The organism is Streptomyces sp. (assembly GCF_019510245.1).
Lineage (GTDB): Bacteria > Actinomycetota > Actinomycetes > Streptomycetales > Streptomycetaceae > Streptomyces.
In genome coordinates this window covers 1-5059 of record NZ_JAEKKT010000317.1, presented here as the reverse complement: position 1 = coordinate 5059, position 5059 = coordinate 1, and the positions used below count along the sequence as shown (strand labels likewise).

The following is a 5059-nucleotide window of genomic DNA, read 5'->3' as shown; positions in this document are numbered from 1 at the left end:
CGGGAGCGAGGCCGCAGCCGCCCTGGCCTTGATCGAGAGCCTGCCCGGCAGTGAACAGCACCGCTGCGGCTTCTCGCCGGGCTGGAGCGTACGGGCCTACGACGACTCTCTCGATCCGGCGCTGTTCGAGGCGGCGTTCTGCTTCACCTGCCACGAGGTCCGCATGCAGGGAACGGCGGTGCCGCCCGCTCTGGCCACGCAGTTCTTCGACCCGGGCGCCCTGCCGGCCCGGACCCTGCTGTCTCTCTTCCGCAAGGAAGCTCCGTAGCCGACCGCCTGGATGAGCGTCACGACAGCGGCCCAGGGCGCCTCCGTGCAGCCCTCCGACACCGCGGGCAAGCCCGCCGCGTGTACGTCCCGCTCGTCGGCCGGATCGCCGCCGGTGGCCCGATCCTCGACGAGGAATCGGTCGAGGACGTGTTCCCCCTCCCCGCCAGTCAGAGGTGCGCCGGGCCGACAGGGTGGAGGCGGATGGGCGGGCTGCGAGAGATGGCGGCGCCGTTCGTCGCCCTGGGGCCGTCCGGTGCAGCGGTCCGCGACCGGCTCGAGCATCTGACTGCCGAGGACGAGAAGGCACTTCGTCTGGTCGGTGACCATCTGCGCATGCTCGCCTGTCGGCGGTGAGGTCGTACACCACGGCGATGACGGCGCCGCTTGCCGGCACCTCGTTTCCGTCGACGTGGCCAGCAGTCGCGGACGGAACGGGTGAGCTTGAACACATCGGAGGTCTTTGGCGCATACAGGCATTCCGTACCACCGCTGTTGCGTATCGTGCACTGTTCCCGCTGTACAGGCACGTGTCACCAAGAACATGACGCTTCGTCAAATGAGCTCGTTTGAAAGGGAGAAGGGCTGATCAGCTACTTCCGGGTAGCGTGGAGCACCTCTCGAGATGAACTCAGTGGTCACTCCAGCCCCTACTGTGTTGCCAGACCCCTGCCGGGCCTCTCCCCCACTCAGCGGGCGGGACTCCCGTCTGCCACCACTCAGAACAGGCAGCCGCGGGTATGAAGCCATTGCGTCCAGAAGATCCCGGACACCTGGGCCCCTACCGCCTCGTGGCCGAACTCGGAGCAGGCGGTATGGGCCGGGTGTACCTGGCCACCTCACCGGCGGGCCAAACCGTCGCGGTCAAGGTCATCCGTCCCGAGATGGCGGAGGACAAGAACTTCCGCATCCGCTTCCGACGCGAAGTAGCGGCCGCGGCGGCCGTCGGCGGCACCTACACCGCATCCGTGGTGGACGCTGACCCCGACGCGGAAACACCGTGGCTCGCCACCACGTATATTCCGGGTCCCACCTTGGCCGAGGCGGTCGCCGAACACGGGCCGCTGCCGGTGCAGTCGGTTCTCGCCCTCGGCGCGGGCATGGCCGAGGCGCTCACCGCGGTGCACGCCCAGGGGCTCGTGCACCGTGACCTGAAACCCTCCAACGTACTGCTCGCCGCCGACGGACCACGCGTCATCGACTTCGGCATCGTCCGCGCCCGCGACGGCTATCAACTCACCACCACAGGCGGCGTGTTCGGCTCCCTGGAATACATGTGCCCGGAACAGGCCACAGGCGAGCCAATGGGAGCGGAAGGGGACGTCTTCTGCCTCGGCTCGGTGCTGACGTTCGCCGCCTGCGGGCACCCGCCCTTCGATGGTGCCGCGGCAGCCACTCTCCTCTACCAGGTGGCCCATGGCTGGCCCGACCTGGCCGGGGTGCCTGAGCCACTGGACAAGCTCATCAGTCTCTGTCTGGCCAAGGACCCCGCCTTGCGCATCAGCCCCGACCGGCTGTCCGCGGCATGCGCTCCGGGCGGCGTCGAACAGTTGCTGACCGAGTCCTGGCTGCCCGCTCCGGTGGCCGCGACCGTCGCTCGCCATCAGGCCGCCGTCATGGATCTCGTGTCACCTCCGGGCGTCGTTCCGACCGCCCCCGACGCCCCCGACACCGCCAGCAGCAGGGCCGGGGCGGACGGCGGCCACGGACCCCGGGCAGAGGCCAACTTCCTCGGCCCGACGGATCCGGAGAAGTCCGAGAAATCCGAGAAGTCCGAGAAGCTCGGGAAGTCAGACCCGGAGACTTCGGTTCCACGCATGCACCGCCGCTCCCCCGCATACTCCGGTCCCTCCCGGCGCTCGATCCTGGCCGCCGGTACGGGAGTGGCGGTGGTCGGGGGTGTCGCCGCTCTCGTCGCCGTGCTCAGAAAGCCTCGCGCCCACCCTGCGTCCTCACTGGTCCCGGCGCCCGAGCCGAGCTGGGTCTACCTCAGCGACCCGTTGCTGCAGGCTCCGGCGGTCTTCAGCGACGGCACCGCCCTGCTCAAGGCCCGCCCGGGCACCATGATCTGCCTCGACCTCGACAACGGCTCCCACCCCAGGTGGATCTACCAGGGCATCAGTCTCTCGCCCACTCCCGTCCTGTTGACCGACGGTGCGGCCGTCGCACTCGGTACGGGCGCCACGGTGATCGGCATCGATCCGGCCAGCGGGTCGGAACGGTTCACCCTCGATTTCGGCGCGGACTTCCAATTCGACCAACTGCTGGGCGCCTACGAGGGCTTCAGCGTTTCCGTGCTCGGTGCTCGACTGGAGCGCCAGTCGGCCGAACAGGGCGTCGCGACATCCACCGACGCCGTCTTCGGCGTCGACCTCCAGGCCCGCCAAGCCAGGGTCATACCGATCAGCCCGGAAGACGTCGGCATCCGCCTCCAGCCGGTCGTCACGTCCGACTACTTCGTCTACGCCGACGGTCTGCGCAACGTCTCGGTCCGCAGCACCCGCGACGCCGGTGCCCTGCGTTGGCGGCACCCGGTCGGCTACGACCTCCGGCCAGGTCTCGCCGTGCTCGGCCAGACCGTGTTCGCGATCGGCTCCGAGCTCATCGCCCTGGAGCTGAGCACCGGCAGGCTCCGCTGGCGGGCAAAGCCCGAGCACGGCTTGTTCGCCTCCCTGGGAGTGGGCGGCAACACCGTCTACGCCATCGGCAACGACCCCTACGGCGTCTACGCTTTCAACGCGGCGAACGGTTCCCAGCGCTGGTTCTGCGAGACGCCGCGCCTCGACGGCGACCATCCCATCGCCGTGGGACCGCACGCCGTCTACGCTGCCGCCCTCGAGAACAAAGACGGCTTCTTCGCCATCGAGGCTGCCTCTGGGCGCCTGAGGTGGAACTTCACGGACGGCCGAGACACAGGCGTCAACGGCTGGCAGATCTCCTGTGACCGAGACGGACATCTGGTGGCGCACCACTACGACCGGGTCTACGGACTGCCGAACACCTGAAAAAGGGCACATGTCCGGCGTTTCGACCGACGTACACGCCTGCGCCGAGGCAGCAGCGGCCGCTGTATCGAAGCGCACCATGCCCGCCTGATGTATTGCGTCGACCCCGACGAGAGCGTGCGGCTCATCAGAGGGTTGCCGGGCCCGCGTCGGCGAGGGCGGCATCGACCAACGACTCCGCGATGGATCGCGCGTACGCGTGGGTGTGGCCACTGTTGAGTGCGGTGCCGCGTGCGGCGGCGCTGTCGAAGAGCAGTGCCAGTTGCTCACCGAGAGTCTCCGGGGCTGCGACCCCGGCCTGCCGTGCGATGTCCGTGAGGCGGCGGGCGAACTCCCTCTTGTACGCCGCGGCCAACTGATGGGCAGGATGCGTTGGATCTGGCACTTCGACGCTGACGTTCAGGAACGGACATCCCCGGAACGGAGCGGTGGTTTCCGGCCGCTCCCGGTCGAAGACGGCCAACAGCTGCTCACGCGGGCTCGGTGCCGATGCCGGTTGGGCGGGTGAGGGGAGGACGGGCAGGAGATCGTCCACCAGGGACTGCAGGTAGGTCCTGACGAGCTCATTACTCGCCCGCGCCGCTGTTGGCGCCGATCACCCGGTAGGGGCCGGTGCCGACGCCGGAGCGGAGTTCCTCGGGCCGGTTGTCCTTCGCCGGGGTGATGAGGATGTTGGCCATCAGCCGGTCCAGGACGGGCACCGGCTCACGCGTGTGGAGCAGGAAGGTGCGTTCGCCGGCTCCCGGTCCGACCGACACTCCTCAGGCGCCCCTTATTTGGTCGCGGCACAGCGAACGGTCCTGCCACAGTGAGCCGATGGAACTCCCTCCCGACACGGTTCTCGTCTTCGATCGTGACGAGGAACTATTCGTCTTCGGATCTTTCGTGCACGCCACGAACTGGATCGAGGCGATCGACGTCGACGAAGGTGAGTACGCAGCGGTGTACTCACCGGACGGTGGCGTGTGGGCGCTGACTGCCCCGGAAGGCCCGGAAGGATCGGTCGTTCTGGCCAGGACCGGCAGCGTTGATCTGGGCGATCTGGAGCGGAGAGTGACCCGCTACTGGCGCCGTCACCAGACAGATCAACTGCCCCGTGACCCGCTCCAGACAGCACGGTTCTTGATCGAAGGGGAGAACAACTCGCGCAGAGGATGGTTGGGCCGGGTCACCGGCCTGCTGCGACGCGACACCGCTGCACGTTGACTTCGACCCGCCCGCCACCTCGTGCGATTGCCTCCCGCACGTGTTCGGCAACGCGGCCTGCCATCCGGACCGAGTGCGCCGGTATCCGTCGGACATGACAGACGCGGAGTGGGCGGCCGGCCGGCCGTTGCTGCCGATGCGGCCTGGTTCCCGGGGCGGGGTGGACGGCCCGAGGGCTACTGCCACCGGCAGCTGCTCGACGCGATCCGCTACCTGGTCGCGGGCGGGATCTCGTGGCGGGCGATGCCCGCAGACTCCTCCCAGCAAATGTCCCGGTGGGACATGTGTCCCAATGGGACATCAAGGCGTATGCTGGCAACCATGAAGGCTACGGAGCCAGTCCACCCGACGCAGGACCGGCGGCGGCGCAAGGCGCAGCAGACGCGGAACGCGCTGGCCTGCGCCGCTGTGGAGCTGATCCTGGAGCGCGGGCTGGCGGCCACGACCGTGGAGGCGATCGTGGAGGAGGCCGACGTCACCCGCCGCACCTTCAGCCGGCACTTCACCGGCAAGGAGGACGCGGCCCTGGACTTCGTCCGGGGTGACGGCGACCGCATCAACGACCTGCTGCGTGTCCGGCC

Annotated in this window: 6 protein-coding genes and 2 pseudogenes; 6 read left to right on the top strand and 2 right to left on the bottom strand. The window is 68.7% G+C overall.

The genetic code is table 11. From position 1 onward, the window contains the following. The 3 genes and pseudogenes from JF597_RS49950 to JF597_RS49940 all read left to right on the top strand — a co-directional run. A partial coding sequence (locus JF597_RS49950) for a hypothetical protein (protein WP_294012813.1) occupies positions 1–268 on the top strand: 268 nt, incomplete at its 5' end. Positions 269–295: 27 nt separating this feature from the next. Further along, a pseudogene (locus tag JF597_RS49945) lies at positions 296–432 on the top strand (repressor LexA); the annotation flags it as partial. A 626-nt stretch (positions 433–1058) separates the two neighbouring features. Further along, entirely contained in the window at positions 1059–3272 is a 2214-nt protein-coding gene (locus JF597_RS49940) for a protein kinase (RefSeq protein ID WP_294012811.1), read from the top strand. Between the two features lie 127 nt (positions 3273–3399). Here JF597_RS49940 and JF597_RS49935 read toward each other — a convergent pair whose 3' ends face one another. Further along, complete coding sequence (locus JF597_RS49935; protein ID WP_294012808.1) at positions 3400–3657, bottom strand: hypothetical protein; 258 nt, start codon at positions 3655–3657, stop codon at positions 3400–3402. 181 nt (positions 3658–3838) lie between these two features. Continuing rightward, complete coding sequence (locus tag JF597_RS49930) at positions 3839–4030, bottom strand: hypothetical protein (protein ID WP_294012805.1); 192 nt, start codon at positions 4028–4030, stop codon at positions 3839–3841. A 58-nt stretch (positions 4031–4088) separates the two neighbouring features. Here JF597_RS49930 and JF597_RS49925 point away from each other — a divergent pair, with 58 nt between their 5' ends. The 3 genes and pseudogenes from JF597_RS49925 to JF597_RS49915 form a co-directional block, all read left to right on the top strand. Continuing rightward, positions 4089–4478, top strand: coding sequence for a hypothetical protein (locus JF597_RS49925; RefSeq protein WP_294012802.1), 390 nt, complete (start codon positions 4089–4091; stop codon positions 4476–4478). A 94-nt stretch (positions 4479–4572) separates the two neighbouring features. Next, a pseudogene (locus JF597_RS49920) lies at positions 4573–4740 on the top strand (transposase); the annotation flags it as partial. A gap of 59 nt (positions 4741–4799) precedes the next feature. Beyond that, positions 4800–5059 (top strand): helix-turn-helix domain-containing protein (locus tag JF597_RS49915; RefSeq protein WP_294012799.1); only part of this gene is annotated, 260 nt, incomplete at its 3' end.

Excerpts from the sequence above, each read along its gene's own strand:
- JF597_RS49925 (WP_294012802.1), top strand. The coding sequence starts at position 4,089 with ATGGAACTCCCTCCCGACACGGTTCTCGTCTTCGATCGTGACGAGGAA.